Origin of the sequence: Kocuria sp. HSID16901, from assembly GCF_003989425.1 — a bacterium.
GTDB classification, from domain to species: Bacteria; Actinomycetota; Actinomycetes; order Actinomycetales; family Micrococcaceae; genus Rothia; species Rothia massiliensis.
In genome coordinates, this window is sequence record NZ_RBLM01000001.1 from 50155 (window position 1) to 75897 (window position 25743).

Genomic DNA, 25743 nt, shown 5'->3' on the forward strand with positions numbered 1-25743 from the left:
AGGCCGGGCCGGAAGAGTGGGTACCAACGAAATCCACTCGGAAGGAAACACGATGTTCGTCGGAATCAGAGACGTCTTCTACGCCAAGGGGAGGTTTGCGCTGATCGGCTCGGTCGTCGGCCTGATCACGTTGCTTTTGGTCATGCTCACGGGTCTGACCGGCGGCCTCGCCTCACAAAATACTTCGGCCCTCACGGCCTTGGGACCGGATCGCTTCGCGTTCGGTGCGCCGGTGGCCGGGAACTCGAGCGGAGCCGCCGAGGATCCAAAGGTCGACTACTCCGCCTCGCAAATCACCGAAAAGCAGGTTCACGACTGGTCCTCCACCGACGGCGTTTCCCAAGCGACACCGGTCGGCTTTACCCAGACGCAGCTGGCGGCCGACGGTAGCGCCGGCGCCGCGGTCTTGGGTGTTCCGAATGGGGACATCGTCAAGAACGCGGTGGGCGCGGCGGTGGACGGGACCACCGATGTGGGCGATCACGACGTCGTCGTTTCTCAGTCCATCGCCGACGACCAAGGTGCTTCCGTCGGCAAGAAGGTCAGCATTTCTGGGCAGGACTTCACGGTGTCAGGTGTGGTGCCCGACGAGTACTACAGCCACAGCCCCGTGGCGTGGATGAATACCGCCGGCTGGCAGCAGGTGGCCCACGTGCAGTCCTCGGGCGACGACGCCGTGGTGGGAACCGCTCTCGCGGTCAACGGCAACCTGGATCAGGACGGCTGGAAGAACGCCGCAGACGAGTCCAAGACGGTCGTCTCGAAGGTCAAGGATTCCTTCTCAGGTTTGCCCGCCTATTCATCGGAGCACAGCTCGCTCCTGACCATGCAGGCTTTCCTTTACGGAATCTCCGCCCTGGTGACGGTCTCCTTCTTGACCGTGTGGACCATCCAACGAACCCGGGACATCGCGATCCTGCGGGCTCTAGGAGCCGGTGGCAAGTACCTCATCCGGGACGCCGTGGGACAGGCCGCTATCGTCCTCGCGGTCGGTGCCCTGGTTGGCCTCGGACTGGGAGCCGGATTGGGCTGGCTCGCCCAGAACGGAGTGCCGTTCCAGCTCAATGCCGCCAACACCCTTCTACCCGCAGCCGGGATCTGGGTCCTCGGAATGCTCGGTTCGCTCCTTGCGGTGCGCAAGGTCGCCAAAATTGATCCGCTGATCGCCTTAGGAGGCAACTAAACATGTCGACGCACACCGCAGAACACGTAGCAGGCCGCTCCGCAGTCCGTGGCGACGGCTCCGCCCTCGAAATGTCCGACGTGACCCTGGAATATCCGGATGGAACGACCGCAGATGGAACTCCGCGGACCGTCACGGCCCTCGACCACGTGAGTTTCCGTGCCGAGCGCGGGACGATGACCGCGCTGGTGGGCGAGTCCGGGTCCGGTAAGTCCTCCTTGCTGGCGGTGGCCGGTGCCTTGGTCTCACCGACGAGCGGGTCCGTGCGCATCAACGGTCACGAAGCGGTCGGCGCCTCGGAGAAGGATCGGGCCGGATTGCGGCGCGAGGAGATCGGCGTCGTCTTCCAGCAACCGAACCTGATTCCTTCCCTGACCGCTCGGGAGCAGCTTCTGGTGGCGGACCACATTCGCGGGATTCGGGGTCGTGAGCTCAAGAAGCGCCACGACGCCGCCGACGAACTGTTGGCCCGCGTGGGCCTGGAGGGACAAGGCGACCGCCGTCCGCATCAGCTCTCCGGTGGGCAGCGGCAACGCGTGAATATCGCTCGGGCGCTGATGGGGGATCCGGTGCTGCTGCTCGCGGATGAGCCCACCTCGGCCCTCGACCACGAGCGCTCGCTGGAGGTCGTCGAGCTGCTCCGTGAGGTGACGCGAGAATTCAACGTCGCGACCGTGATGGTCACTCACGAGACGGAATTGCTGGACCACATGGATGAAGTCGTCACCATGAGGGACGGCAAGCTCTCCTAAACGGTGCCCGGACGGGTTCCGTGCGGATGAACCCATAAACGCACGAGGGGCGGGTCGGACATTCCGACCCGCCCCTCGTGCGTTTGACAACGGCGTCGCGCGACGCCGCGCCGTGGCTCCGTGGTTAGCGTCCCCACATTCCGTAAGTCTGCGCGAGTTCGGAGACCTTGCGTGCACGCGCCAAGCGGGGGAGGTAGGAGCCATCCTTGGGTACCGCTCCACCTTCTTCGCGTTCGAGCATCTCGCGGGCCCACGAGATTTCCTCTTCGCTGGGGGCGAGGCCGCGGTTGATGGTTTCGGTTTGATCGGGATTGAGGGTGAGCTTGCCGGTCATGCCCATCGACGCGGTGGTGCGGCAGGCGTCCATCAGTCCCTTCTCGTCCACGCCATTGGCGGGGCCGTCGATCGGTCCGGGGAGCTCGCCGACGCGGGAGGCAACCACGAGCGCCGACCGTGCGTACGCCAGGGCCATCGGATCGTCGCTGATGCCGGTGTCCTTGCGGTAGTCACCCATGCCGAAGGCCAAACGGAAAGTTCCGGGCGCTCGGGCGATGTCCACGGCATTGACGATTCCGATGGCGGACTCAATGAGCGCGATGACGGGCGTGCCGGCCCGAGACATCATCGCGGTGCGAGTGACGTGGTGGGGATGTTCCGTCTTGGCCAACACGATGCCGCGGAGGCCCTTCGCCTTGGAGAGGGCCGCGAGGTCGCCTTCCCAGTAGTCCGTGGTGATGTCGTTGATCCGGACCCACGCGCGCATGCCGTCATTGAGGGCGGAGACGACGCGTTCCCGAGCCTCTTCCTTGCGTTCGGCGGGGACGGCGTCCTCCATGTCCAGGATGATCGAGTCGGCTTCGGACTCGTAATTTGGCTCGAAGGAGTCCTCGTTGGATGCCGAGGTGAGGAGCCATGAGCGGGAAAGACGTGCAGGAAGGTTCGCTGCTCGTTCGTTGCGGTGGTAGGTGGTGGTCACGGTCAACCTCAGCTCTGTGTAGTCCTGGTGTTCTGTCCCAGCGGTACTAGGTTTCTTCTCCCTATTGTGGCAAATCTGCGGCGTGCCGGGAAAAGTTCCGTTCCCCACAACGCACGAGACCCCGGAACGTGAGTGTTCCGGGGTCTCGTGCGTAGTTGGAGCCCCCTGCCGGAATCGAACCGGCGACCTTTTCGTTACGAAGGAAACGCTCTACCGACTGAGCTAAGGAGGCCTGCGCTTGGTGCGGCACACTGTCGTGACCGCGTCTTTGCGCGAATGTCACTGTAGCAGACGGAGTGCCGTCCTCACCAACTTGTGTGACCTGAATTGCGTGTAGGGGTTTCGGCATAAAACGAGCGGTGCCATGGTTATAGCCACAGACCGCAGATCTCATGACGAAGGAGACGAACATGGCACACATTGGCATTATCGGTGGACACGGCAAGATCGCGATGCTGACGGCACCTTTGCTCGTGAAAGCGGGCCATCAGGTCACCTCGATCATTCGTAATCCGGACCAGACCAGCGACGTCGAAAGCACGGGTGCACAGGCGCTCGTCAAGGACGTCATGGACCTTTCGACCGAGCAGATGGGTGAGTTGTTCCGCGATCACAACTTCGACGCCGTGATTTGGTCGGCGGGCGTCGGCGGCGGTGATCCCGAGCGCACCTGGAAGGTCGACCGCGACGCGGCGATCCGTTCTATGGACGGTGCCGAGAAGGCCGGCGTCCAGCGCTACATCATGGTTTCCTACCTCGGAGCCTCCTTCGACCACGGCGTGCCCGAAGACGACGACTTCTACTCGTACGCCCAGTCCAAGGCCGAGGCGGATCAGCACCTGCGCGAATCCTCCCTCGACTGGACCCTGGTGGGCCCCACGGCGTTGTCCTTGGATGAGCCCACGGGTGCCATCTCGATCACCACGGATCCCCAGGGCGTCAAGGCCTCGCGAGCCAATGTCGCACGCGTGCTGGCCGCGGTCGTCGAAGACGACGGCACGATCCGCAAGGCGTTCCCCTTCACAGATGGTGACACTCCCATCTCGGAAGCTTTGCGTGACGACTCCGTGACCGACCAGCTGGCCTAAGGGGCGGTCATGGGATGGATGGATTCTCTGCGCGGCCGCTCGAATGATCGCGACGGCGGCGCGACCGGGGCGATGCCCGAGGCCCGGCTCGAAGTGTGGGTCTCGGGCCGCGTCCAGGGCGTAGGTTTTCGGTGGTGGACCCGAGGCGTGGCACGAAAGAACGCGCTCGTGGGGTTCGCAGAAAACCTGTCAGACGGCCGCGTGTGGATCGTGGCCGAAGGTGCCCGATCCGGCATCGACGCGCTCTGGGAGGCCTTGAACTCCGGTGATACGGCAGGCGAGGTCAGCTCGATCGAGCGCGAAGACCCGGAACCTACGGGCGAATTCCAGCAATTCGGTGTGAAATAACCGGCTTGACTGGGGGTTCCGGAGAACCACCGGGCACGCTAATATATAAGTAATAGCTTATGTGTTAGGACGGTGTTCCATGGGACATGCGCACGACCACCATCACGGCCCCGGCGCGGGCAGAAAGCGGCTGTCGATTGCCTTCGGCATCTCGCTGTCGCTCTTCGTGGTGCAACTGATCGGTGCCGCCGTGACGGGCTCATTGGCTCTGCTTTTCGACACGGTCCACGTGTTGACGGACGCCGCGGGGCTCGGCATGGCCCTGTGGGCCGCGGTCCTCATGGAGCGGCCCGCCACCGACCACCGCACGTGGGGTTGGAAACGCGTGGAAGTATTGGCGGCCGCGGTGCAGGCGACCGTGTTGATCGTCGTCGGCATCGTGGTCATCGTCGAAGCCATCCAAAGGTTCGTGACACCGCAACCCGTCGCCGACCTGGAACTGATCGTCTTCGGTGCGCTGGGTCTCCTGGGGAATATCGCGGCCATCGTGGTGCTGTTTGGTGGGGAGAAATCCCTCAATATGAAGGCCGCCTTCTTGGAAGTCATCAACGACGCCCTGGGATCCGTCGCTGTACTGGTGGCCGCGACCATCATCGCTCTGACCGGGTGGATGCAGGCCGACGCCGTCGTCGCCATCGTGATTGGCCTAATGATCATTCCTCGAGCCCTCGTGATTCTCCGAGAGTCCGTGAGCATGCTCCTCGAATCGGTGCCGCCGGGCCTGGACATTGCCGAGGTTAAACGGCACATCGAGCGTCATCCCCACGTCGTGACGGTGCATGACCTTCATGCGAGCCGGATCTCCACGGATCTGCCCGTTCTGACGGCGCACGTGGTGGTTCAGGACGGTTGCTTCGACGACGGGCACAGCGCGCAGCTTCTGTGCGAGATTCAGAATTGCATTTCCGAGCACTTTGACGTCTCCATCGCCCACTCGACGATTCAGCTTGAACCGCAGAGCCACTATCGCCACGAGGAAGAAGAATTCACCGTATGACGGGCCAGGATAGAGCGCGAAGCGTCCAACTCTCGTGGTCTGGGCTCGGGGCGATGATTCTCCCGGACGGCTTCAGCGAACGCGGGTATGTTCTCGAGATCGGCGGGGTCGAGCAGTCGCACGTGGACCTGAACCATCCCGAGCGCATCGTCTACGAGTATCTGCGCCGCATCGCCAACGTGGTGGACACCGTTGCTCCTGAAGGGGAACAGATCACCGCTGCCCACCTGGGTGCGGGCGGCCTGACCCTCCCTCGATACATTCAAGCCACACGCCCGGGTTCCCGGCAGGTCGCCGTGGAGATTGAACGCGAACTCCTGAGCCTGGTCACCCGTGAGTTGCCGTTGCCGGAAGGAACCCGGCTGGCCCGAGTCACCGACGACGCCCGAGCTGCCCTGCCCGACCTCGCTCGAATCGCCGGGCTCGCGGAGGGTGAAGGGTTCGACGTCGTAGTCCTGGACATCTTTTCCGGCCGAGATTCGCCCGAGCACCTGGCCTGCCAGGAGTTCTACGCCGAAATTCTCCCGTTGCTTTCTGAACGCGGCGTGGTGCTCGTGAATGTTGGGGACGACCCCGGGCTCGCGTTCTTTGCGCGTCAGGCCGAGGCCCTCGCGGAGGCCACGTGGCGGGATCCGAGGTTGGGTGCGCAGTCCGGCGCGTGGGTCTTGACGGATAGCTCGATGACCAGCGGTCGGAGGGAAGGAAATCTGATCCTCGCGGCGGGACCTGGAATGCTGGACGCCTCCGCGCGGGCCGAGAGTTGGCGAGCCGCAGGCCCCCATCCGGGAGCCGTCCTCGACCCCGCGCAGACCCAAGAATTTGTTGGACGGCTTCGAGAGATGCATCGCTGATTTTCCCTTCCGCGGCTGCGGTGCGCTCTCGGCTAAGTGCCTCAAGAATCCAGGTCACCCGTGGTTAGATGAAGGCATGGCACCGAAGCTCCCCTTTGATTCCGCAATGAAGAACGCCTTCGACGATAACGGGCAGCCCAAGCCTGCCTTGAATAAAGCGCTGGACTCCGTGCTCCGCGCCCAGCGTCCCTTGGTGGTCACTGCCCTCAAGAAAATCCGCAAGAAGCATCCGGACGAGACTCCGGAGCAGATCGCTCATCGATTGGAGCGTCTGTATCTTCGAGACGTCACCCTGGGTGGCGGCGCCATCGGTGCATCCGCTTTCATCCCGGGCATCGGAACGGTTACCTCCGTGGGCTTGTCGTTCGTCGCCGTCGGCGGCTATTTGGAGCGCACCGCCATCTACGCGCAGTCGATGGCTGAGCTCTACGGTGTGCACGTGGACGAACCCGAAAAGGCCCGCACGATGGTCATGGCCCTCATGCTCGGCGAAGACGGCGCCGTGCTCATGAAGCAGATCATGGGCCAGTCGGGTCGAGCCGCCGGCGTCAGCAATAAGTGGGGGCTGATGCTTGGCAAGGAGGACGGCAAGACCTTCAGCGTCTCCCGAACCATCCGCAACATGTTCATCAAGAGGTTCCTGACGCGTCAGTCCGGCGCCATGCTCGGACGTGCCCTGCCCTTCGGCATCGGCGCCGTCGTGGGCGGCGGAGCAAACTTGGCCTTGGGCCGCCAGGTCATCAAATCCACCAAGGAGGCCTTTGGTGAGGCCCCGAAGACCTTCCCGGACAGCGTCCAATTAGACGGCCGTGCTCCCAAATTTGAGGATCCGAAGGAAGAGAAGAAAGCTCAAGCCCTAGCCGGGGATCTCCCCGCGGGGAAAGCCGCTGAGGCAGAGCGAGATCAAGCCGAGGAATCCTCCGAGAAGGAATCTTAAGGGTCTCGTCGTCTCAAGGGGCGCCCGCCTCGTTCTGGCGGGCAAACATATCGACGCAGGGCATCGACCACGGGTGTGGCCGATGCCCTGCGTCATTATTCTCGGTGGTGATTTACCGCAAGTGGTCGACTAGCTGGGAGGCGATGCCGTTGTAGCTCGCCGGCGTGAGACTCGTCAGCCGCTCTTCGGCCTCGGGGGAGAGGCCTAGCCCGGAAACGAACTCAATGAGCCGCTGCTGATCCACGCGGTGCCCGCGGGTCAATTCCTTGAGGCGCTCGTAGGGATTGTCCATGCCCTCGACGCCAGCAATGGATTCCGCACGCATCACCATTTGAATGGCTTCGGCGAGCACCTCCCAGTTGCGGTCCAAGTCGGCGGCCAGAACTTCCTCCGCGACGTCGAGCTTGGCCAGGCCCTTCACGACGTTCGAGATCGCCAACATCGAGTGCCCAAATGCGACGCCGATGTTCCGCTGCGAGGACGAATCCGTCAGGTCGCGCTGCCACCGCGAGGTCACGAGGGTTTCGGAGAGCGTGTTCAGGAGCGAGCAGGAGATTTCGAGGTTGGCTTCGGCATTCTCGAAACGGATCGGGTTGATCTTGTGAGGCATTGTGGACGAGCCGGTCGCGCCCTCTACAGGGATCTGGCGGAAGTAGCCGATGGAAATATATGACCACACGTCGGTGCACAGGTTGTGCAGAATCCGGTTGAAGTGCGCCATGGTCGAGTACAGCTCGGCCTGCCAGTCGTGGGACTCGATCTGCGTGGTCAAGGGGTTCCACGTGAGGCCCAGATACTCAACGAATCCGCGGGAGACGGCCTCCCAATCAACCTCGGGTGCCGACGCCATGTGGGCCGCGTAGGTTCCCGTGGCCCCATTGATCTTGCCGAGGAATTCCTGGTTCTCGATGTGGCGAAGCTGGCGTTGAAGTCGGTAGGCCAGCACGGCCATTTCCTTGCCCAGCGTGGTGGGCGTCGCGGGCTGACCGTGGGTGCGCGACATCATGGGGATATCCCGGGTGGATTCGGCGAGGGAGGCCACCATGTCGGTGAGCTCCCGGGCTGCGGGCAGCCACGCGTCTCGAACAGCGTCGCGAATGCCGACGGCGTAGGAGAGGTTGTTGATGTCCTCGGAAGTGCATCCGAAATGGACGAGCGAGGTCAAGTGGCCCAATCCCAGGCTTTCCAACCGTCGCCCGATGAAGTACTCGACTGCCTTAACGTCGTGAACCGTGACCGCCTCGATGTCGGCCAATTCGCGGATGGACTCGCCGTCGAACTCGGTAACCAAGCTCCGCAACCCAGATTCCTGCTCCGCCGTGAGGGGCTCCAGGCCAGGGAGAACGGAATTTTTACTCAAGTAGATGAACCACTCGACTTCGACGTGAACGCGGTCGCGGTTGAGCGCGGACTCCGAGAGGTAATCCACGAGGGGCGCCGTTTGCGGCTGATAGCGACCGTCAAGGGGCCCCAAAGCGATCGCGGGCGAGACGTCGGTGAGACTCCGGCGACCATTCGGCAGGGTCGTTGTGGACAGGGAGGTTTTCTCTGAGGAATTGGCCATGGCCTTATTGTGGCACGCTCCGGCTTCGCTTCGGCGTCGTCCACAGGCATGCGTCTTGACGGTTGCTGCGGGTACTTCTCCACGGAAGGGATGAGGTAACCACCGTGGAAGAGATGGATGTGGGGCGGAGCCGGGATCCTGAGGGGGACGGGGCGGGAGGGCCACCGTCGTGAACTTCGAGGGAGGAAAACATCATGGAGATCGCCGGTGCATGGGGGCTTCAGATGCCGGAAGCCGTCCGATCCATGGGGCGGTTGGCAGCGGAACGACTCGACGGCTTCGCCCAGGAGGCGGCGGGCCTGGCCGAGGACTTGCTGGAAGCCAGAGCCCAGATCGCGGAATCCGCCGGGACCACCTGGGATTCCCCGGCCGCCGGAACCTTTCGTGAGGGAATCCAACGGCACCTCGGGCAGGCCGACGATGCCGCTGATCACCTGCGCCGTGCCGTCGATCTCTTCCTCCGGGCGGCCGAGGAGATACGACAATGGGTGGACGGCATCGCCTTAGCCATGGAAGGGGTCGAGCGCCGCCTAGTCGACTCGGCCGTGCGGCACGCGGGGCACCTCGGCGTGACGGTGGGTTCAATCTTCACGCACCTCCACGACATGCTCGAGGACCCGCGGGCGCGGACGGCGCTCGAGGAACTGGGTCATCTGCGGGAGGTCTATGAGCAGGTATCACAACCTGAAATGCTCGTGGGTCTGCAGCGTGCGCTCTCGGGTTCGCAGGGGCGGTGAGGGTCATGGCATCGATGGCCGAGCAGGTGCGCGAGTGGGGCGAATTCGCTACGCAACCGGCGAAGGAGACGGGAAGTTTTCAGACCGCGTTGGGCCTGGTGCCTCAAGGCGGTGCACATCTGCGCTCCTCATCTGCCCGCATTCGCGTGGATACGGAGGAACTGGGGCGTTTGAGTGCTTCGCTCGCCGGCGCCGCGAGCCGGATGCTGGCGCTCGAGGGCCGATTGGTCCTGATGGTTGCCGAAGCGGCCGCCGTCTGGACCTTCGTGTCCGAGCACGTTGGGGCCGCGGCGGAAGCCCTTGGAGAAGCACGGCGCGGATCCCACGGGGTGGCTTTAGGTGCCGGCGAGTATTCGGCAAAACTTCGCATTGCGCGGGCCTCCTACGAACACGCGGAGGAGCTCGCCGAGATCTTGGTCCAGGGCTTTGATGCGGTGCATTCCGTGCCGTACCGCACCTTGTATGGATCCGCCTTCGCCGTCGGAGGCAACCCGTTGGGGCTGTTGACCGGAGCCGCGGGATTCGTCGTCGCGGAGGGAACCCTCCTGGCGGTGGACTCGGCGAGTCGAGGGACTGCCGCGGCTGTTCGCTCCTCATTGGCCGGAAGCGGGCTTCCGCTGGAGAACCTGCGTTCGGAGGTCGCTGCTGTCAAAGCACGACGACGCTCCGCGGGTTTGGGGCTCGTTCGCCTCAGCGGGTTTCGGAAGGTCGGGGAGAAGGCGATTTCTCAAGCTCGCCACGGCGGTTCTCTCGAGTTCGTTGCACAGGCCCTAGAGCAAGCCGGCCGTCATGACGACGAGTTCGACGCCGCGGCGGGCCCGCAAGACGAGGTGTCGTTGGCTCATGTGGACGTCACGGAGGTGACGCGGCCCGACGGAACTCGCTCATTTCTCGTCTCGATTCCGGGAACGGATTTTGACCACCTCACAAGTCGCACCGATCCTGATGGGGCCTTCAGCATCGCCGACGTCGCGACGACCACCCCAGGAACGCCGTTGGCTCAGTCTCCGGCTCTCCTCCAACTCGTGGAACGTTCCCTCGTTCACGCAGGCGTGGGCCGGAACGATCCCGTGCTTCTGTCCGGCTTTTCACAAGGGGGAATGGCGGCCATGGCGCTTGCCTCCAACCGGGAATTCACGAGCAAGTATTCGGTGCGAGGCGTCGTCACGACGGGAGCGCCCACCGCACCGTACACCGGGATCTCGTCGGATATTCGGTTACTTCACGTTCGTGATGTGAACGACCCCATCCCGGTGGCCACCGGAGGTGGCGGGGACCCAGGAAACGATCACGCCGTCGTCGTCCACACCAATGTGGGTTCCGGCGGATTGATGCAATTCACCCACGGCTCCCGCGAGTATGTCAGAGCGGGGCGGTCCGCCGATGACGCGTTGGCGACCACTCATGAGGGGAGAGTCCACGCACAATTGCTCGCCGACATGATGCCGAAGGGATCGTCCCTGCGAACCACAACCTTCGAATCGGGATCGGAAACCTATGATGCATTCACAGGTGAACCGAAGAAACGTGAGCGATGACACTTCTAGCGCAAACGCCCGTTACAGTGGAATTCATGAGTCAGCACGAAAACCTATCCTCGGACCGCATCCAACCCCGCGAAGTCTTCAGCAAACTCCCCAAGTACGCCGCCGGTAAACCCCCTCGTGCGGTCGAAGGTTTGACACAGTACAAGCTGTCGTCGAACGAAAACCCCTATGGTCCGGTACCGGCAGTCCGGGACGTGATCCGTACCTTTGAGACGGCGAACCGGTATCCCGATCCGTTGTGCACGCGCCTGCGAGGAGCCCTTGGCGAACATCTCGGGGTGGACCCCGCAGACATCGTCACGGGCGCCGGGAGTTTGGGTGCACTCGGGCAGATCCTTGCGGCATTTGCTGGCGGGAACACGGATGGTAGCCAGGACGAAGTCATTTATCCGTGGCGTTCCTTTGAGGCCTACCCCATCGTGACGGGTCTAGCCGGCGCGAAAGAAGTTCGGGTTCCAAACCTTCCGAACGGTGAGCATGACCTCGATGCGATGCTGGCCGCTATTACGGACCGTACTCGAGTCATCATTCTCTGCACGCCGAATAATCCCACGGGCCCGGCCTTGACCCAGCGGAAGGTCCGGGACTTCATGGCGAAGGTTCCCTCGCGCATCGTCGTCATCCTCGACGAGGCCTACCTGGAGTTCTGCCAGGCTTCCGAATTGAACGAGACGGAGATCGCCGAGGGCGGCCTCGCCGAAGGCATGGACCTCTACCCCGACTACGACAATATGGTGCTGTTGCGGACTTTCTCGAAGGCTGCCGGACTCGCCGGGTTGCGCGTGGGGTATTCCGTGTCTCATCCCGAGGTAACCCAGTATCTTCGAGTCGCCGCGACGACCTTTGCCGTGACCGCCGTGGCCGAGGAGGCCGCTATCACCTCGATCGAGCACCATGAGGAAGTCCTCGAACAGGTTCGACGTCTCGTCTCAGAGCGAACACGCGTCGTCGAGGGCTTGGCGGAGCAGGGCTGGCGGATTCCGGTAACCCGGGCGAACTTCGTCTGGCTCCCGCTCGGCGAACGGACCCAGGAATTCGCGGAAGTGGCGGATGCCCACGCTCTGTCCGTGCGTGCTTTCGGTAACGAAGGCGTGCGTGTGAGCATTGGTGAAGACGAAGCCAACACGCGATTCTTGCAGATCGCGGAGCAATTCCGGGAACGGGTGGAGCGGTAGGCTAATGAGTGTATTTTGTGTCCGAAGGATCGCCCGCACCCGGGTGTCCCGGTCACACCGGGCGTCGGACAACTAAGCCGCATGGAGGACTCATGGAAACCGCGGAAACCCACCACCCTGGGGCTACCGAAGGTCGTTTGAGCAGGGTGACCATTCTCGACGAGAACGGTCACCGCGGGACGAACCCCACGTTCGATCCGTATATCAAGGACGTCACACTCGAGGACCTGCAACGCTCCTACCGGCAAATGCTGATGGTGCGTCGGTTCGACGACGAAGCGACGTCCCTTCAGCGTCAAGGCAAATTGGCCTTGTGGGTGCCTTCGAAGGGTCAAGAAGCAGCCCAGATCGGCTCGGCGAACGCCATTCCTGAGCGTGACTACATTTTCCCGTCGTACCGAGAGCATGCCCTGGCCTATGCGCGCGGAGTGGACTTGGGCGATCTTCTCAAGGTGTTCCGCGGTTTCGCCCCGGGAGGGTGGGACCCCCAGGAGTATAGATTCCACCTGTATTCCTTTGTGCTGGCGTCCCAGATCCCTCACGCCGTGGGATACGCGATGGGACAGAAGCTCGACGCGGCATTGCGTGGCGGGCCTTCCGATGAAGCCACCGTGGTCTACTTCGGCGACGGAGCCTCGACCGAGGGTGAAGCCCACGAGTCCATGGTCTTTGCTGCCTCCTACGACGCACCGGTGCTGTTCTTCATTCAAAACAATCAGTGGGCCATTTCGGTGCCGTTCTCGACGCAATCCCGGGTGCCCCTCGCGGAACGTGCGGCGGGGTACGGTTTCGAAGGCATTCGCGTGGATGGCAACGACCTGTTGGGAGTCCAGGCGGCCACGGCTTACGCGATGGATAAAATTCATCGGGGCGAGGGGCCGGTGCTGATCGAGGCCGAAACGTATCGCATTGGTGCGCACACCACGGCGGACGACCCCACAAAGTATCGAACGGCCGACGAAGAAGCGGAGTGGACCGCCAAAGACCCGTTGGTTCGGCTCGAAAAGTACCTTCGTGACCAAGGAACATCCGAGGATTTCTTTGACACCGTGAACGCCGAAGCCAAGCAGTACGGCGCCACCATCAGGGATGCCGTACTGGCCATGGAGCCCCCGGAATTCGACTCCGTCTTTGAGCACGTCTATGCCGAGGAAAACTCTCTGGTGGCGCAGGAGCGGGCGTGGTTCCGTGATTACGAATCGGGATTTGAAGAGGCCGGAACCGCGGAAGGTGGGCGCTGAACGTGAGCGACAACGAGAAGCAGGGGGCAACCGTGGAAACCATGCCGATGGCCAAGGCCCTCAACGCCGCCATGGAGGATGCGCTGACCGAAGACACCTCCGTTCTTTTGATGGGGGAAGACATCGGCACACTCGGTGGGGTTTTCCGTGTGACGCAAGGGCTCAAGCAACAGTTTGGCGCCGAACGCGTGATGGACTCGCCGTTGGGTGAAGCCGGAATCGTAGGTACCGCGATCGGGCTGGCCATGCGAGGCTACCGGCCGGTGTGCGAAATTCAGTTCGACGGCTTTGTGTTTCCCTCGTTCAACCAGATCACCTCGCAATTGGCCAAGATTCATGCCCGGTCCATGGGGTCGGTGAAATTGCCGGTCGTGATCCGCATCCCCTATGGCGGAAACATAGGTTCGATTGAGCATCACTCGGAATCCCCGGAAGCCCTTTTCGCTCATACGGCCGGCCTGCGGGTCATGTCCCCCTCGAATCCCCAAGACGCATATTCGATGATGCGGGAAGCGATCGCTTCAGATGACCCCGTCATTTTCCTTGAACCCAAGCGTCGGTACTGGCTCAAAGGCGAGGTAGATCGCTCCGCGACCACCGCGGAATCACAACGGGCCCAGATCGTGCGCGAAGGCCGGGACCTGACCCTTGCGGCCTATGGCCCGCTCGTGCCGGTCGCCCTCGCGGCTGCCGACGCCGCCCGAGACGACGGGCTGTCCATTGAGGTCATCGACTTGCGCTCCATCTCGCCGTTGGACGTGGATACCGTTGAGGCCTCGGTTAAGAAAACGGGCCGTCTGATCGTGACCCATGAGGCGCCCACCTTTGGTGGCATGGGCGGCGAATTGGCCGCCGTCATCGGGGAACGCTGTTTCTACGGCCTGGAAGCGCCCGTCTTGAGGGTCGGCGCATTCCACATGCCGTATCCCGTGGCCGCGGTGGAGGAAGATTATCTTCCGAATATCGATCGGTTGCTAGACGCCATAGACCAGTCGCTGAATTACTGACCAGCCCTAACACTCAGGAGCTCGCATTGTCGTCGATTTTTCATCTCCCAGACGTTGGGGAAGGCCTGACTGAGGCCGAGATCCTGTCGTGGAAGGTACAGCCCGGCAGCACGGTGGAGGTCAACCAGGTCGTCCTGGAAATCGAAACGGCCAAGTCCGTCGTCGAATTGCCATCCCCCTACGCGGGAACGGTCGAGTCGATCATCGCCGCAGAAGGCGAAACCGTTGAGGTTGGTGCGCCATTGATTTCGGTGCGGGCCGAGGGCGAAGCCGGCGCTGCCGAATCTGACACCTCCGAGGCCAGCCAGGTCGAGAAGGCCCCGCCGGAGGAAGCCGCATCGGTCGAAACGCCGCGCGACGACGTCGTGCCCGAGCCATCCGCCACAGATCGATCGACGCCGTCGGCGGAACCGACCCCTTCGACGCGCGGATCCGAGGAAACCGAGGCACTGGTCGGATCAGGGCCCAAAGCAGACCCGGTCCGACGCCGTACCCGCAAGCGACCGATTGGCGCGACCTCGAACGCGGGCGCGACGTCGCAGGATTCCGTGGCCGCTGGCCCCGCGGCGGAACAGCCCGAGACGCTCCTGACGCAATTGCTCAACCGGACGCAGCGCTCGGGCGGCATCGGAATCGCGGAACGCGCGAAGAGGCTCGCCGAGGAAGGTCGAGAAGCCCTGAAGTGGTTGCCGGGCCGTGCCCCTGAGGAACCGGCCGGCGAGGTCTCTGGGCATCGGACGGTGGGTAGCGAACCTCCGCGTCGGCCCGCGCTCGCCAAGCCGCCGGTACGCAAGGCGGCCAAGGACCTCGGGATCGACCTTGCCGACGTTCCCGCGACCGGTTCACAAGGTCAGGTCACCCAGCGGGACCTCGTGAACTTTGCGGCCAACTCGCAGGACGTCGAAAGCCGCCGGCCCGCCAATTTCTGGGCGGAGCGGGGAGCCAGCGAGGACCGGGTGGAGCGCGTACCCGTCAAGGGCGTCCGCAAAGCAACGGCGAAGGCCATGGTCAAGTCGGCTTTCGAGGCACCGCACGTTTCGATCTTCGTGGACGTGGATGCATCGCGGACCATGGAGTTCGTCAAGAGGCTGAAGGCCTCGCCGACCTTCGAAGGCGTCAAAGTGACACCCCTGCTGATCTTGGCGAAGGCAGTCATTTGGGCGACCGCTCGTAACCCGCAGGTCAACTCGCAGTGGACCGATTCCGAGATCCTCATCAAGAGGTATCTGAACCTCGGAATCGCCGCGGCAACGCCACGCGGCCTGATGGTTCCAAACATCAAGGATGCCCAGGATCTCTCCTTGCGGGAGCTCGCCGTGGCCCTCAACGCCCTGACCAAGAAGGCTCGCGAAGGCAAAACGCAGCCCGGAGACATGGCCTCGGGAACCATGACGATTACCAATATCGGCGCCCTGGGGATCGATACTGGTACGCCGATCATCAACCCGGGCGAGGCGGCCATCGTGGCCTTTGGAACGATCAAGCAGAAGCCGTGGGTCGTCGACGGCGAGGTCATTCCCCGCTGGGTGACCACCTTGGGTGGATCCTTCGATCACCGCATCGTCGACGGCGACCTTTCGGCTCGTTTCATGGCCGACGTCGCGGCGGTCCTCGAGGAGCCGGCGCTTCTGCTCGACATGTAGACGCGCGGCAAAGGCTCAGACAACAAGAACCCGCTCGGACTTCGGCCCGAGCGGGTTCTTGGTCTTCAACGAGGTCAGCGGCCTTCGAAGCCCCAGCGGTCAACCGAGCGGTGGAAGCGCGTGCCCCACAAGCCACCGAGAATGGCCGCAACCAGCCCTATCACCAGGGCACAGACGGCGGCGGCAAGGCCCCACAGGAAGTCGTCGCCGCCCAGGGACTGGATGGATCCCAACGGAACACTCGTCCCCACGCGATCAGGCAGAAAGAGCGAGAGCACCGTGGTGACCGCGACGCCCATGAGCTGCCACAGCCAGACGGCGATGCCCTGCTTGGCACCCGCAAAGCGTCCGGCTCGCCCCGCCGCGAAACCTCCGATGAGGTAGGAGAGGAAGTACACCGCAGCAAAGACGAGGACCCACACGCCGCCTCCGGCCGAACCTTGGGCGATCTCGTGGAGCGAGGCGCCCACGGTGGTCGGCATCTCCGTCGCCCCCACCGCAGGAATGAGGGCGGCGACGAGCCACAGGAGGAACCCCGCCGTGCCGGTGGCCACGAGCCAGCCGATCAACCCCGGTAATAGCTGGATGCGCCCGTATTCCGCTTTTTGCCGACGGAGGATCAGCGCCCGTAGCTCGGCGCCGGACGGCCCCTGAGTCGGCGCCGGTGCGTAACCCCCCGCAGAAGATCCTGCGTTTCCGGGGTATCCCGACGGCGTCGGGCCGGTGGGGTACGAACCCTGAGCCCCTGGCGCCGCACCGGGAGCGTTGGCCCCTGAGTAGTCGCGATTTGGTGCGTCGGCCTGACTCAAGACCTGCGTGCGCTGGTCTGCGTCGTAGCGGGATGCTGCGTTTGATCCGGAATTCTCGTCATATTCGAGACCAGACACCTTCTCCGCCCCTGGGGAATTCGGACCCTCACCATAGGCGGGCAACGGGAGGGTTTCATTCGCGCGGTCCGGCCCAGACGTCCACGAACCGTTATCCAAGACTTGAGTGGCCTGATCATCGTCGGAGAGCACCTCGGTCCGATCGTGATCGAGAACCTCGGTTCGGTCGTCGTCCAGAACTTCCGTGCGATCGTGATCGATCCATCCGGTGGAATCCCGGGAGAATACCTCCGTCCGGTCGTCGTCCAGAGGGATGGTGCGGTTCGGATCGAAATCATCGTCCCGCGGATCGTGCAAGGGGCTATTTCGTGATGAGCTCATGCGGTCTTCTCCTGATCGGGGTTCTGGCCCTGGGCTTCTCGGGTCACCTGTTCCCGATAAGCAGGGGGAAAGTTATCCAGGGCGAACTGTCCGGAACGTTCCTCCGGATTAATAGTGCGAATGACTCGGGCGGGGGAGCCCACGGCTACCGAGAGCGCCGGAACATCCTTCGTGACGACGGCTCCAGCCCCAATCACGGAATCGTGGCCCACTCGGACGCCCGGCATGATGATGGCTCCGCCACCGAGCCAGACGTTGTCTTCGATGGTGATGGGCAGCCCGCCTTCCCACATCCGTTTCCGGTCCAAGGGGTTTAAGGGGTGGGTCGCGCCCAACAACTGCACGTTGGGGCCAATCTGGACGTCGTCGCCAATCCGGACCTCGCACACGTCGAGGATCGTTAAGCCGAAATTGGCGAAGAGTCGATCGCCGATGTGGATGTTGTACCCGTAGTCCACGCGGAAGGGAGCCCGGATGCGGACGTCGTCGCCCATACTTCCGAGCAGTTCGCGGAGGAGCTCTTGGGCCTCCTCCGTACGGCCTTCGACGTCGTGGCGCTGGTAGTTGTCCGTCATACGGGCGGCCTCGGACGACGTCCGGTAGGCAGACTCGGACGGAGTGCCGTCTCCGCGATAGGGGAGGCCGGCGTGCATGCGTTCGCGCATGGTCATGGAATCAGGGGTGGGGTGCGGTGCGCTCATGGGGTCGAACCTTTCGGTAGGGAGGGGGCGAGGGAACTAGTGCAGAACGGCAACTAGCCCGATCACCACCAGTCCGACCAGGATCGCGATTCCCGTAGCGATCAGCAGGCGTCGCTGGATCTGGCGCATGACGGCGTGAACCTCTTCGTCGGTCCAAGAAGATTTGCGGCGTTGAGTCATGGTGGTCAGTATTCCAGGTGTCGCGCCAGCATGGCAGAATCGCCTACATGGATGAAGCTCCTCACGATGGCTCAGCACCCACCACCCAACGGCGCCCCTGGCTCAAGACGTACAATCCCAACACCTCGGAAATCCTGGATCTTCCCGAAACATCCCTCGTCCACGTCATGGAGCGGTCCGTCCGCGAGGCAGGATCCAAAACGGCATTGGAATTCTTCGGTGCGAAGACCAGCTACACCCAACTGGGCGACCAGATCTCCCGCGTGGCCGAAGGCCTGCGACTCATGGGGGTTCAGCCTGGCGACCGCGTGGCTATCATTCTGCCGAACTGCCCGCAACACATCGTTGCGTTCTACGCGATTCTTCGGGTGGGCGGCGTCGTCGTCGAACACAATCCGCTCTACACCGAAGGCGAGCTCCGGCACCAGTTTGAGAACCACGGTGCCAAGGTGGCCTTCGTGTGGGACAAGATCGCGGACAAGATCACCGACCAGCCTTCCGACATTCGACCGCGTCGGGTGGTTGCGGTGAACCTCATCGAGGCGATGCCGACGCATCTGCGGTTAGGCCTCAAACTCCCGATATCTCGATCCAAGGCCTCGCGGCAAAAGCTCGAAGGCCCCGCGCCGAAGACCACCCCGTGGCGCAAGATGCTCAAGTACCCGGCGATCGACGTCGGGCATCACCGCCCAACGGCTCATGACACGGCCCTCTTGCTGTATACCTCAGGTACCTCGGGCACGCCGAAGGGGGTCATGCTGACCCACCGAAACCTCGAATCCAACGCCAAGATGGGCGAGGAATGGATCGGACTCGGTAACGACGAGGTCATTTACTCGTTGCTACCCCTTTTCCACGCCTATGGCATGACCCTCGGACTGGGCATCGCCATGGCTGTTCGCGCCAAACTCGTGCTTTTCCCGACGGTGGACCTGGACCTCGTCTTTTCTGCCATGAAAAAGACCAAGCCGACCATCTTGCCCGCGGTGCCTCCCGTGTACCAGCGCATGATGGACATGGCGCGTGAGCGTGGCACGGATCTTTCCGGGATTCGGTACTCGGTCTCGGGAGCCATGAATCTGCCGCCACAGCTGGTCAGCGAATGGGAAGCGAAAACCGGCGGATACCTCGTCGAAGGCTACGGCCTCACCGAATGCGCCCCTCTCGTGTGCTGCAACCCTCTCAACGGCTCACGCCGCGCAGGCTCCATTGGCGTCCCGTTCCCCTCCACGGAAATTCGCATCGTGGACCCGGAAACACTGCAAGACGTCGAGGACGGAGAACCAGGAGAACTGTGGGTCTCAGGCCCGCAGGTGTTCCGTGGGTACTGGAAGAACGAAGAGGCCACTCATGAGTCGGTGACCGAGGACGGCTGGTTACGGACCGGCGACATCGTCACGATGGACGACGACGGCTTTCTGTTCGTCGTCGACCGACTCAAAGAAGTGATCATCACCGGAGGGTTCAATGTGTCGCCCTCGGAGGTCGAGACGGCGCTCAAAACCAGCGACCTCGTCAAGGACGCCGCAGTGGTGGGCCTTCCGTCTCCAAGTGGCGGAGAGGAAGTCGTCGCGGCCGTCATCATGGAGCCGGGGCACGCGTTGGACGTTGAGGCTCTGCGCCAGCACTGTTACAGCAAGGTCACGCGTTACAAAGTCCCGCGTCGGATCGTCGAGCTCGAGGATTTTCCCCGTTCGATGCTCGGCAAAACCCTGCGCCGTGAGGTCAAGAAGCTCGTGGAAGAACGGATCGACTGACCGGCCTCAGCCGAGCCACCGACGCAAAGGCCCGCAGTCTCTCTTGGGAGAGACGGCGGGCCTTTCGGTTCCGTAGCGACGAACGCTAGCGGCGCATGATCTTCCGTGCCAGCCAGTTGCCAAAGAGCTGGACGAACTGAACCATCACGATGATCACGAGTACGGCCGCCATGGTGATGTCCCAGTTGAAGCGCTGGTAGCCCTTCGACAGGGCGTAATCACCCAAGCCGCCGGCGCCGATGTAACCCGCCATGGCGGACATGTCCACGACGCCGATCAGCAGGAATGTGTACCCGAGCACGAGCGGGCCGAGGGCCTCGGGGAGAATCACCGAAAACATGATGCGCGTACGGGTCGCGCCCATAGCGCGGGCCGCCTCGATCACTCCGGGATCGATCGACACGAGGTTCTGCTCCACGATGCGGGCCACCGCGAAGACGGCGGCCACGACCATGCCGAAGACGGCCGCCTTCATCTCGATCGTGGTGCCGATGGTCGCGAGCATGACCGGCCCCAGGGCCACCAACAGGATGATGAACGGAATGGGGCGAACGAAGTTCACCACGAGGTTCAGGATCCAGTTCAGCGGCCGATTTTGCAGAATATTTCCGCGACGGGTCGTGTACAGGAGTAGCCCCACGATGAAACCGAGAACACCCGCGATCACCATGGTGATCGCGACCATCTGAATGGTCTCCCACGTGGCCTGTAAGAGGTCGGGGCGGACCTCTGACCAGTCGGTCTTGGGCTTCGCCTCGATCGAGGAAGACAACAGGGTTTGAGCCGAGAGAGTCATCAGGCGCGCACCTCCTGAACGAGAGTGACGGATGTGAGCTGTTCGATGACGGTCTCGATATTCGCGGTGTCACCCAACAACTCGAGCGTGAGTTTGCCGTAGGTGCGGCCTTGGAGGGTCTCCAATCCGCCGTCGACGATGTTGAACCGAACGTCGCGTTCTCCCAAGCGGGACAGCACATCGCCCAGCTTGGTCTGGTCGGTCACCTCGACGCTGATCAGGCGCCCCTCGTGACGTTCCTTGAGCTCGCTGGCCCTGGCACCCGTGGGGGTGGGCTTGACCGTGGTCGAGACGAAACGCTGCGCCGGTGCGGTCTGCGGATTCGAGAAGACATCGTAAACGTTGCCCTCTTCCACAACCTTGCCGTTTTCCATGACGGCGACCCGATCCGCAATGGACGCCACAACGTCCATTTCGTGCGTAATCACGACCACGGTAATCCCGAGGTCCCGGTTGACCTTCTTGAGGAGGCCCAGGACTTCCTCGGTGGTCTCCGGGTCGAGGGCCGAGGTCGACTCATCGGCCAAGAGCAGGCTCGGTTCGGTGGCCAAAGAGCGGGCAATGCCGACGCGCTGCTTCTGCCCGCCCGAGAGCTGATCCGGATAATTCTTCGCCTTGTCGCGAAGGCCCACAAACTCCAACAATTCGGCCACACGCTCGCGACGCCGGGCCGCCGACCAACCGGCGACCTTCAGCGGAAATTCGACGTTGGCGGCGACGGTCTTGGAGTTCATCAAGTTGAACTGCTGGAAGATCATCCCGATATTGGTCCGAGCCTGGCGCAGTTGGGCGTCATTGGCTCCCGAGATCGTCGTTTCCCCAACGGTGAGGGTTCCCGACGTCGTGGATTCGAGGCCGTTGATCAGGCGAACCAACGTTGACTTGCCTGCACCGGAATAGCCGATGATCGCGAAGATGTGTCCGCGGCGGATGGTCAGCGAGACGTCGTCGACGGCCTTCACGGTGGTCTTGCCGACGGTGAAGACCTTGGAGACGCGATCGAGGACCACCATGTCCGAGGAGCGTTCCTCGGACACAGAGCTCGTGTGCTCGGTCATGTGTTTTCCCTTGCTGGTAGGCGAATCGTAGCGGGGCCGGTCAAGCCCCTGAGCGCGCACGACGCCGGCAGGCGGTGGCCGGCCGGCGTCGTGCGACCGCGGGATCAGGAATCCTCGCGAACGCTGCGCGACTACTTGTCTTCGTTCTTCTTGTCTTCGTCCTCGAGCTTCTTCTGCGTGTCGCGAAGCTTCTGGACGTCGGTATCCACCACGACGGCGGTGTTCTTGGACGACCTCTGCTGGGCCTCCTGAACGGGCTTGCTGCGGTAGATATCGATGAGCTTCTTGTACGTCTCGTTATCTTCCTGGCCCTTTTGGGCCACAAAGACGTTCACGTACGGAAGGGCCGACTCCTGGCTGGGGTCATCCTGGTAGAGGGCGTTCTTCGGATCCAAACCGGCGTCGTCCAGGAAGTCGTTATTGACCACGGAACCGTCGACGGAAGCCATCGAGGTGACGGTCTGGTTGGCCTCAACCGCGGTGACCTCAACCTTGGAGTTGTCCTTGTCGATGTCCTTTTCGCTGGGCTGGATGACGCTGTCATCCTTGAGCTTGAGGAGATGAGCGGCCTTCAACAGGTTGATTGCGCGTGCCTCGTTGACGGCATCGTTCGGAATGGCGATCTTGCCGCCCTGGGGGATCTCATCCACGGACTTGTGGTTCTTGGAGTACAGACCCATCGGGAAGATCGCGGTGGGGCCGACGATCTGGAGGTCGTCGTCGTTATCCACGTTGTAATTAGCCAAGTAGGAAATGTGCTGGAACCAGTTCAGGTCCACCGCACCCTGGGTCAGCTGCGGATTGGCCTCGGTGTAGTTGTTGAGCTCTTTGTACTCAACATCGATGTCCTGTTTCGCCGCTTCTTCCTTCAGAACCTTGTTGACGTCTTGTTCTTTGGTGATGGCGATTTTGACGATGGTCTTGCCATCTTTGGTTTCGGGGCCGCTGGGGGTCCCACCGTTGCCACACGCGGACAAGGCCACGGCGATCGGCAGGATTGCCAAAAGGGCGCCAAGTTTTTTCTTCACGGCTATGAATCTCTCTACTCGGTGCGGTGAACGATAAAAAGATGGGCCTCCACCGAGGCTCATCGCCAGCCAATTACATCATGAGGAGATCCGGCGGATAGAAGTCTCGGATATGTGTAGTCACGGTCTTCATTCAGCTTCATAATTCGACATATTTCAGGCTGAGCGACGCGGCGGACGGCCGATGGTGGGTCTCGGTTTCTTGCTCGATGCCGTGGGAACACGGTCCATGTGAGAGCGAGGCGTGAACTTTTGTTCAGAACGCTTGTGCGAAACAACATTTCCCGCCTATGCTATCCGCAAGTCTGTGGGGCGCCTCACGTTGAAGCTCGGAGGGTCGACCCGTGAGTGCCACACAGTGTTCGTCAATGGGGACCAACGTCGCGCCCCACGTAAAGGAGCACCTTATGTCTTCCACCGCCGGCACTTCGGCTCCTCCACAGATCGAGGGGCATTTCCTCGATCGCATCGGAATTCCTCAGGTCCTTAAATGGGGGTTCTTGGGGGTACTCCTCTTCATGACCGGCTTGGGAGTCGAGTCGAATATCTTGACTCCCCACTTGGTTGAGGTGCTCCACAGCAAGGAGAGTGCGGTCGCAGCCATCATTGCGTCGTACTCCTTGGCCGTCGCCGTCGGCAGTTATCTTTCGGGTGCGCTGTCCGACCTCATCGGCCCCAAGAAGGTCATGCTGATCGGCTTCCTCGTGTGGGCCGTCTTCCAGGTCGGCTTTATCCTGGCCATGGCCAGCGGCGTGTTCTGGCTCGTGGCAGTGACCTATTTCTTCCGTGGATTCGGCATGCCGCTGTTCACGTTCTCCTTCCTCGTATGGGTCAACATCACGGCGCTGAAGTCGAAGGCCGGTACCGCCATTGGTTGGTTCTATGTGATGTTCACGGGTGGCCTGCCGACCCTCGGCTCTCTCGTGGCGATCGGTGCCATCCCGACCTTTGGCGGCGGAGTCGGCGGTGAGACCGGAGCAATCATCTTCTCGTGCGTCTTGAACGTCGCGGGCTTCCTGTTCGTGTGGTTCGGATGTCACGACGAGAAGGGTAAGCGCCGCATTGCCCCTGCCGATGAAAGCGCCTCGCAGGTCATCTTCTCCGGCCTGCGTCTGACGTTCACCAATACCAAGGTGCTCCAGGGATTCTTGGTTCGCTTGATCAACACCGCACCTGAGTTCGGGATGTTCATCGTGATGCCCGCCGTGATCAGCACGAGCCTCGGGTGGGGTCAGTCGCGCTGGTTGGCCATGACGGTGGCCGTCTATGCCGGCAATATCCTCTTCAACGCCTTCTTCGGAAACCTGGGCGACCGGCTCGGCTGGGTCACCACGGTGCGGTGGTTCGGCGTCTTCTGCTCCGCGGTGTCACTGCTCGCGTGGTGGTACGTCCCCCACATGGTTCCCGCCGGATCCGGTTGGGGGTACATCCTCTCGGTGTGCGCCGGCGTGTGCTACGGCATCTTCCTGGCGGGCTTCGTGCCGATGGGCGCGATTATGCCGGCCAACGCCCCGCTTCACCGAGGAGCGGCCATGGCCATGTATACGACGGCGGCCGGTGGAGCGACCTTCCTCGGAACCGCCGTGGTCACGGTGGTTCTGAATATCACCGGGGCCATGGGGCTGAGCACCTTTGCCCAGAATTCCGCGGTGATTTGGACGTTCGTGGCTCTGTACGCTTGTGCCTTCGTGATGGTTGGTAATCTGCGCACCGAGCAGGACGACCCCGAACACCGCCGCAAGATCAAGGAAGCGGATACGCAGGCCTTGGCAGTTCAGGCGGCCAATGAAAATCGGGTGACTATTCATCAGCCCGACGCCGAAACCCAAGGCGAGCGCCACTAACGGGTAGCTGAAGTTAACGAGCGACGGTCCCCGCATCTCCTTCAGAGGTGCGGGGACCGTCGTCTTTGCTCACGAACCGTGGGTTCGATCAGGCCTGAAGAGCTTGCAAGATATGGGTGGCGGTGGCTTCATCCGTGACCAAGCGCCGGAAATACCGCATGGACGCGGCGCCAATGATGGACCAGCTCTTTTCCTCGCCCACGGCGACCGCCGTGGAGAACGGGATGGCCGAGAGGTCTTCCGTGGGAATGCGCACCGTTCGATCGGAGCCTGGAAAACTGAGTTCCTGGCCCCCGCGGTTGAAGAAGTGCAGGCACACATCGCCGATCGAATCCGTGAGGCTGTCCTTCGGAATCGACGAGGCGAGCGAGGTCCGACCGGTCGTGGGGGACCCGACGCCTACCAAGGCCCCCTTGGCCGTGCTCCAGAAGCGCTGAACCTCGGTGAAGGACTCGTCCTTTTGAAGCGCGCGGTAGATGCTTTGCGAAGGCACGGCGCTCGCAAAGAGTGGGGAGTATCGGCTGTCGGTGTTCTGGGCCAGCATGCGCACGATCTCATTGGTCTGGTGCCAGGCCTCAGGTTCGGAGACGCCGCCGACCGAGGGGACCAGGGTTACCCCGTTCATGCGGGAGAGGTTCATGTGCGCAATGCCGTAGAGGGCCATGCCGGACGAGACGACGAGGGCATCCCCTGAGGCGAGATGCATGTCGTCCAGGGCGCGCTGGACGGGAGGAAGCATTCCTTGGCCCATGGTCGCGGGCTGCATGCCCTTGGCGAGGTACACCTCTTCGAGCTGAAGGGCGGCGCGGAGTTGCTCGGCCAAGTCGGAGCGGCCTTCGGCATCGGGGTGAATCACGCGGATTTGGACCATTCCGATGGATCGAGCGTGCGACAACATGCGGCTGACCGTGGGTCGGGAGACTTTGAGCGCCTCCGCGATGGCGGACTGGCCGTTTCTCTCCTCGTAGTACATCCGTGCGACGGCGTAGAGGCGGTCGACGTCGTAGAGGTCCGGGGAAGAGGTATGGCGTTGGTCCATGGTGTGCTCGATCATAGGCGAATAGGGCCTGCTTATCGTATCTCGGATTCTTCTCGATGAACATATGTGCTTGACATATGTGCTGG

General features: G+C 62.5%; 24 protein-coding genes and 1 tRNA gene. 15 read left to right on the forward strand and 10 right to left on the reverse strand.

All coding sequences use genetic code 11. The features are described 5' to 3' along the window. Positions 1 to 52 precede the first annotated feature (52 nt). A complete protein-coding gene (locus tag D8M21_RS00240; protein WP_048683892.1) occupies positions 53 to 1183 on the forward strand; it encodes an ABC transporter permease in 1131 nt (376 codons plus the stop codon). Between the two features lie 2 nt (positions 1184 to 1185). After that, positions 1186 to 1935 carry an ABC transporter ATP-binding protein gene (locus tag D8M21_RS00245; protein WP_082156921.1) on the forward strand — a complete coding sequence of 250 codons (750 nt, stop codon included), beginning with the start codon at positions 1186 to 1188 and terminating at the stop codon, positions 1933 to 1935. 124 nt (positions 1936 to 2059) lie between these two features. Here D8M21_RS00245 and D8M21_RS00250 read toward each other — a convergent pair whose 3' ends face one another. Together D8M21_RS00250 and D8M21_RS00255 are read right to left on the reverse strand one after the other, a co-directional pair. Next, a complete protein-coding gene (locus D8M21_RS00250) occupies positions 2060 to 2911 on the reverse strand; it encodes an HpcH/HpaI aldolase/citrate lyase family protein (RefSeq protein ID WP_048683889.1) in 852 nt (283 codons plus the stop codon). Between the two features lie 156 nt (positions 2912 to 3067). Then, a tRNA-Thr gene (locus D8M21_RS00255) sits at positions 3068 to 3143 on the reverse strand. Positions 3144 to 3321: 178 nt separating this feature from the next. On the opposite strand from D8M21_RS00255, the gene D8M21_RS00260 reads away from it, so the two are divergent. The 5 genes from D8M21_RS00260 to D8M21_RS00280 all read left to right on the forward strand — a co-directional run bounded on the left by D8M21_RS00260 (position 3322) and on the right by D8M21_RS00280 (position 7132). Next, positions 3322 to 3999 (forward strand): SDR family oxidoreductase, encoded by a 678-nt coding sequence (locus D8M21_RS00260; RefSeq protein WP_048683886.1) that lies wholly within the window; start codon positions 3322 to 3324, stop codon positions 3997 to 3999. A 9-nt stretch (positions 4000 to 4008) separates the two neighbouring features. Beyond that, on the forward strand, positions 4009 to 4347 hold the full coding sequence (locus D8M21_RS00265; RefSeq protein WP_321174134.1) for an acylphosphatase: 339 nt from the start codon (positions 4009 to 4011) through the stop codon (positions 4345 to 4347). 79 nt (positions 4348 to 4426) lie between these two features. Next, entirely contained in the window at positions 4427 to 5344 is a 918-nt protein-coding gene (locus D8M21_RS00270; RefSeq protein WP_048683883.1) for a cation diffusion facilitator family transporter, read from the forward strand. After that, positions 5341 to 6195 (forward strand): spermidine synthase, encoded by an 855-nt coding sequence (locus D8M21_RS00275; RefSeq protein WP_048683879.1) that lies wholly within the window; start codon positions 5341 to 5343, stop codon positions 6193 to 6195. Before D8M21_RS00270 ends, D8M21_RS00275 begins: the two co-directional genes overlap by 4 nt. 76 nt (positions 6196 to 6271) lie before the next feature. Next, positions 6272 to 7132 carry a di- and tripeptidase gene (locus D8M21_RS00280; RefSeq protein WP_085529125.1) on the forward strand — a complete coding sequence of 287 codons (861 nt, stop codon included), beginning with the start codon at positions 6272 to 6274 and terminating at the stop codon, positions 7130 to 7132. Positions 7133 to 7244: 112 nt separating this feature from the next. Here D8M21_RS00280 and purB read toward each other — a convergent pair whose 3' ends face one another. After that, positions 7245 to 8696, reverse strand: coding sequence for an adenylosuccinate lyase (gene purB / locus D8M21_RS00285; protein WP_048683877.1), 1452 nt, complete (start codon positions 8694 to 8696; stop codon positions 7245 to 7247). A 194-nt stretch (positions 8697 to 8890) separates the two neighbouring features. Between purB and D8M21_RS00290 the strand changes: the two genes are divergently transcribed. The 6 genes from D8M21_RS00290 (at position 8891) to D8M21_RS00315 (ending at position 16046) form a co-directional block, all read left to right on the forward strand. Beyond that, positions 8891 to 9433 carry a hypothetical protein gene (locus D8M21_RS00290; RefSeq protein WP_048683875.1) on the forward strand — a complete coding sequence of 181 codons (543 nt, stop codon included), beginning with the start codon at positions 8891 to 8893 and terminating at the stop codon, positions 9431 to 9433. A gap of 5 nt (positions 9434 to 9438) precedes the next feature. Next, on the forward strand, positions 9439 to 10971 hold the full coding sequence (locus D8M21_RS00295) for a hypothetical protein (protein ID WP_048683872.1): 1533 nt from the start codon (positions 9439 to 9441) through the stop codon (positions 10969 to 10971). Positions 10972 to 11006: 35 nt separating this feature from the next. Continuing rightward, on the forward strand, positions 11007 to 12155 hold the full coding sequence (locus tag D8M21_RS00300; protein WP_048683870.1) for a histidinol-phosphate transaminase: 1149 nt from the start codon (positions 11007 to 11009) through the stop codon (positions 12153 to 12155). 92 nt (positions 12156 to 12247) lie between these two features. Next, entirely contained in the window at positions 12248 to 13396 is a 1149-nt protein-coding gene (locus D8M21_RS00305; protein ID WP_048683867.1) for a thiamine pyrophosphate-dependent dehydrogenase E1 component subunit alpha, read from the forward strand. A 32-nt stretch (positions 13397 to 13428) separates the two neighbouring features. Further along, positions 13429 to 14403 (forward strand): alpha-ketoacid dehydrogenase subunit beta, encoded by a 975-nt coding sequence (locus D8M21_RS00310; protein ID WP_048684120.1) that lies wholly within the window; start codon positions 13429 to 13431, stop codon positions 14401 to 14403. 26 nt (positions 14404 to 14429) lie between these two features. Next, positions 14430 to 16046, forward strand: coding sequence for a 2-oxo acid dehydrogenase subunit E2 (locus tag D8M21_RS00315; protein ID WP_048683865.1), 1617 nt, complete (start codon positions 14430 to 14432; stop codon positions 16044 to 16046). A 74-nt stretch (positions 16047 to 16120) separates the two neighbouring features. Here D8M21_RS00315 and D8M21_RS11340 read toward each other — a convergent pair whose 3' ends face one another. The 3 genes from D8M21_RS11340 to D8M21_RS11235 are packed head-to-tail and all read right to left on the reverse strand — an operon-like array spanning position 16121 to position 18135. Beyond that, on the reverse strand, positions 16121 to 17254 hold the full coding sequence (locus tag D8M21_RS11340; protein WP_048683862.1) for a YrzE family protein: 1134 nt from the start codon (positions 17252 to 17254) through the stop codon (positions 16121 to 16123). After that, positions 17251 to 17955, reverse strand: a complete 705-nt coding sequence (locus D8M21_RS00325; RefSeq protein WP_065424339.1) for a DapH/DapD/GlmU-related protein — start codon at positions 17953 to 17955, stop codon at positions 17251 to 17253. Before D8M21_RS00325 ends, D8M21_RS11340 begins: the two co-directional genes overlap by 4 nt. 36 nt (positions 17956 to 17991) lie before the next feature. Then, a complete protein-coding gene (locus D8M21_RS11235) occupies positions 17992 to 18135 on the reverse strand; it encodes a hypothetical protein (protein WP_153245879.1) in 144 nt (47 codons plus the stop codon). Positions 18136 to 18182: 47 nt separating this feature from the next. On the opposite strand from D8M21_RS11235, the gene D8M21_RS00330 reads away from it, so the two are divergent. Further along, positions 18183 to 19892 carry a long-chain-fatty-acid--CoA ligase gene (locus tag D8M21_RS00330; RefSeq protein WP_048683859.1) on the forward strand — a complete coding sequence of 570 codons (1710 nt, stop codon included), beginning with the start codon at positions 18183 to 18185 and terminating at the stop codon, positions 19890 to 19892. 85 nt (positions 19893 to 19977) lie between these two features. On the opposite strand, the gene D8M21_RS00335 is transcribed toward D8M21_RS00330, so the two are convergent. The 3 genes from D8M21_RS00335 to D8M21_RS00345 form a co-directional block, all read right to left on the reverse strand. Continuing rightward, a complete protein-coding gene (locus tag D8M21_RS00335) occupies positions 19978 to 20688 on the reverse strand; it encodes a methionine ABC transporter permease (RefSeq protein WP_048683858.1) in 711 nt (236 codons plus the stop codon). Then, on the reverse strand, positions 20688 to 21746 hold the full coding sequence (locus tag D8M21_RS00340; protein ID WP_082156920.1) for a methionine ABC transporter ATP-binding protein: 1059 nt from the start codon (positions 21744 to 21746) through the stop codon (positions 20688 to 20690). The genes D8M21_RS00335 and D8M21_RS00340 overlap by 1 nt, the downstream gene beginning before the upstream one ends. A 131-nt stretch (positions 21747 to 21877) precedes the next feature. Beyond that, positions 21878 to 22774: a MetQ/NlpA family ABC transporter substrate-binding protein gene (locus D8M21_RS00345; protein WP_048683854.1), complete on the reverse strand. Its 897-nt coding sequence runs from the start codon at positions 22772 to 22774 to the stop codon at positions 21878 to 21880. Positions 22775 to 23181: 407 nt separating this feature from the next. Here D8M21_RS00345 and D8M21_RS00350 point away from each other — a divergent pair, with 407 nt between their 5' ends. Beyond that, on the forward strand, positions 23182 to 24618 hold the full coding sequence (locus D8M21_RS00350) for an RbtT/DalT/CsbX family MFS transporter (RefSeq protein ID WP_048683851.1): 1437 nt from the start codon (positions 23182 to 23184) through the stop codon (positions 24616 to 24618). Positions 24619 to 24706: 88 nt separating this feature from the next. Here D8M21_RS00350 and D8M21_RS00355 read toward each other — a convergent pair whose 3' ends face one another. After that, on the reverse strand, positions 24707 to 25672 hold the full coding sequence (locus D8M21_RS00355) for a sugar-binding transcriptional regulator (RefSeq protein ID WP_048683848.1): 966 nt from the start codon (positions 25670 to 25672) through the stop codon (positions 24707 to 24709). Between the last annotated feature and the right edge of the window lie 71 nt (positions 25673 to 25743).